The organism is Amycolatopsis sp. WAC 01375 (assembly GCF_003947325.1).
Classification (GTDB): Bacteria; Actinomycetota; Actinomycetes; order Mycobacteriales; family Pseudonocardiaceae; genus Amycolatopsis.
Genome location: NZ_QHHW01000038.1, coordinates 16,583 through 20,160 on the forward strand (window position 1 = coordinate 16,583; position 3,578 = coordinate 20,160).

Consider the following 3,578-nt stretch of genomic DNA (forward strand, 5'->3'; position numbering starts at 1 on the left):
CCACCGCGGGGTCGAGCGGCTTCACCTCAACGGAAATCGCCGCCACGAACAGCCTGCCGAAGTCGTCGGGGCTTCTCGGACGCGCCGTCGGCAGCACCCTGAACTCGGCCGATACCACCGGCGGGCTGTCCGCGCCGCTTTGATCGCGGCGGCGGGTGACACGCCATAGTGCAACGAGCCGCGCTTCCCAGCACCAAGGTGAAGTTGAACCGGCCGGGTGGGTATGGATAATTCGGCGCATGAAGCACGCCGCCCGAGGCGAGACCGCCACGACTTTCAAGGCGCTGTTGAAGGGTTACCGCGTTCGCGCCGACCTCACGCAGGAGGAACTCGCCGAGGGGTCCGGCGTCAGCGTCCGGGCCATCAGCGACATGGAACGGGGGATCGCCAAAAGCCCCCAGCGCCGGACGATCGAATCACTCGCCGCCCCGCTGTCCTTGACCGATGAGGAGCTGACCGACCTGCAGAAGGTCGCGAAACAGAGCCGTACCCAGCCGATCGCCGCGCCGATCGCCGCACCGGCCAGGATCTACGAGTCGCCCATGATCGGCATCCTGCCGGCCGACGTCGACGACCTCACCGGACGCGAGCACGATCTCGAGGCGTTGCGCACTCTCGCGGCCGGCCTGCTCGGCGGCCGGCGCCGATCGGGCCGAATCGCCGTGCTGAGCGGACCTCCCGGCACCGGCAAAACGACTCTCGCGGTGCGAACGGCACACGACCTCGCGGCCGACTTCCCCGATGGCCGCCTTTTCTTGAAGCTCCGCGGGATGTCGTCCGAACCGAACGACCCGGCGGACGTACTGCACCTGATCCTGCGCTCGCTGGGTGTCGACGCCGTCCACATCCCGGCCGATCTGGAAGACCGGGTGAGCTTGTGCCGGTCCCTTCTGCAGGAACGCGCGACCTTGATCGTCCTCGACGACGCGGGCGACGAAGCCCAGGTCCGCCCGCTGCTGGTCGGCGGGCCCCGTTGTCTCACCCTGATCACCAGCCGTCAGATGCTGGTGGGGCTCGAAGGGGCCAGCAGGCTCAACCTCGACGTGCTCAGCGAGGACGACGCCGTCGCTCTGCTGTCGACCATCGTCGGTCCGGGGCGGGTCACGCGAGAGCGAACGGCGGCGATCGAACTGGCCGCGTTGTGCGGGCGGCTGCCACTCGCACTGCGCATCGCGGGCAACCGGCTGGCGAGCCGTCCCACGTGGCCGCTGGCGCGCCTGGTCGATCAACTCCAAGACCGCAGCAAGCGCCTGACCACACTCACCGCCGGCGACCTCAACGTGCGCAGCGTGTTCGAGTTGTCGTACCGCCAGCTCACGCCGACCGCCGCCAAGGTGTTCCGGCGGCTCGCCGTCGTCCCGGCCGCCGATTTCTCCGTGGGTGCCGCGATGACGCTCATCGAGGCGGAGGAGGACGACGCCGCCATCTTCCTGGAAGAACTCGCCGACGCGAGCCTGCTGCAGACGTCCCCGGAGAATGGCCGGTACCAGTTCCACGATCTGCTCCGGGTGTTCGCGACGGAACGGCTCACCCAGGAGGAAACCCCCGAAGCCGTCGAGGCGGCGGAAAACCGGCTCGCCGACTGGCTGGTGCGTACCGCGACGGCGGCGGCCCGGTACTTCCACCCGACCGACGGGGCGAGCCGTCCCCCGGTCGCGACGTCGTCGTTCGACGATCACTCCAGTGCGGGCCGGTGGCTCGAGGCCGAGATGAAGAACTGGCTCGCCGCGGTCAAAAGCGTCGCCGCTCGCGGCGACCACCAGCCGGTCCTCGACCTGGCCGAATCCATGCACTGGTACTCGGAGATCGGCGGGACCGCGAACACCTGGTACGAGATGTTCGAACTCGCCATGAACTCGGCCATCGCGATCGGCAGCAAACGGGACGAGGCCGTCCATCGGAACTATCTGGCCTGGGTGCAGGCCACGCTGTGCGACCAGTCGGATGAGGCCGCCAAGATGGCCCTGCGGGCCTGGGACGCGGCGGTGGAAGCGGGCGACCGCCGCGAACAGGGCTGGGCACGCGTGTACCTTTCGAGCGCCCAGCTCCGCGACGGCAACCTCGCGACGCCGCCCGAACTGTTCGACGAAGCCGTGCGCCTGTTCGAAGAGGCGGACTATCCGCCAGGGCTCCATGTGGCGCGGGCGATGCGGGCCACGTTCTGGTACCGGAGCGGCAGACTCGACGACGCCGCTGTCGAGTTCGACATCTGTGTCCGCTACTTCAAGCAGGGGCACGGCGGCTCACGCACTCCCGTGGACGACACCACCTACGCGTACCTGCTGCTGCGCTCGGCGCAGAACCTGGCCGCGCTCGACTCGGCCGAGCTGGCGCTCGCCCAATGCGAAACGGCGCTCGAACTGTTCCGCCGCCACGGTGCGGCCATGGGCCAGGGCCGTGCCCTGCAGGACACCGGAAGGTTCATGCGCCGTCAAGGCGATCACGCGAACGCTCGCCGCCGGCTGACCGAGGCCGTGGCGGTATTCGAACGCATCGGGCTGACACAGTCCCAAATCGACACGCTCTGTGACCGGGCGGCCCTGTCCGACGAGATGGGCGACCCGGTGTCGGCGCGCGACGACCGGGAACGGGCGCTGGCCCTCTGCGACCGGCTCGGCCGGACCGAAGGCACGAAGATCCGGGACAAACTGACCGAACACCTCAACGCCTCGTAATCCGCCGGTCAGGCGGAGGTACGGGTCAGGTCCTCCCAGGTGATGTGCCCGAGGAGGACGTCCTGGATGGTGTAGCGGGGGGTGGGCTCGAATTCGGCGATGGTCGTGGGCGCGTCCGTCCGCGACATCCCGGCGGCGGCGGCGATGCGGCCGCCGAGTTCACCCGCGTCCAGGTCGCGGATGTCGTTGCGGGAAACGTAGACGGCCACCATGTCCTCTTCGGACCGGGCGGCGCGGGAGTGGAGACCTTGGATTCGTAGCGACACGTCAACTCCTTGGTGTTGAGCGGTTCTGCGACTCTTGTTCCAGTAAACGCGACCCGTGTCCCGGTCACCATGAACAACCACCAGCAGAAGGACCGGAAGGAAAGTCCCGCCGGGGAACGTGGGTCAGCCCGCGCTCCACACCGGCGCGCGGTCCGCCACCGGCGGCTCCAGCACGAATTTGACCGCGCGCCCGACGACGTCCGCCGCCACCGGACCCGCCGTCCGCCCCCGGATGTGGCCGAGCAAGCCCGGTTCCGGCGCCAAACCGTGGTTCTCCAGGTAGTAGGTGACGGTGTCGGTCCAGATCCACACCCCATCGGTGACGAAGTTCGTCGGCACGACCGCGGTCCGGTCCGGATCGAGGACGTCGTCCAGCAGGGACGGGGTGACCAGGATCGGGGTGCCGCCGGCCAGATACGCGACGAGCGACCGCAGTTCCTCCGGATCCTCGACCCGGGGATGATCGGGCGCGAAACCCGGACCCGTTTCGGGGTCGACGACGTCGAACACCCTGGCCAGGATGAACTCTTCCGCTGTGGTCACCGGGGTACCTCCTGCTGACGGGCATGGATTCGCCGCCACAGCACACCGCGCCGCACCGCCGGGCACCAGGCAGAACGGGCGGCAGAACCGCCGC

At 68.9% G+C, this 3,578-nt stretch carries 3 protein-coding genes; 1 reads left to right on the top strand and 2 read right to left on the bottom strand.

Going from position 1 to position 3,578, the window contains the following annotated elements:
- Positions 1–239: 239 nt before the first annotated feature.
- Entirely contained in the window at positions 240–2,675 is a 2,436-nt protein-coding gene (locus DL991_RS27380) for an NB-ARC domain-containing protein (protein ID WP_125787222.1), read from the top strand.
- Between the two features lie 8 nt (positions 2,676–2,683).
- Here the strand turns inward: DL991_RS27380 and DL991_RS27385 are convergent, their stop codons facing one another.
- Together DL991_RS27385 and DL991_RS27390 are read right to left on the bottom strand one after the other, a co-directional pair.
- Positions 2,684–2,941, bottom strand: coding sequence for a hypothetical protein (locus DL991_RS27385; protein WP_233599021.1), 258 nt, complete (start codon positions 2,939–2,941; stop codon positions 2,684–2,686).
- Between the two features lie 123 nt (positions 2,942–3,064).
- Positions 3,065–3,484 (bottom strand): hypothetical protein, encoded by a 420-nt coding sequence (locus DL991_RS27390; protein ID WP_125787223.1) that lies wholly within the window; start codon positions 3,482–3,484, stop codon positions 3,065–3,067.
- Between the last annotated feature and the right edge of the window lie 94 nt (positions 3,485–3,578).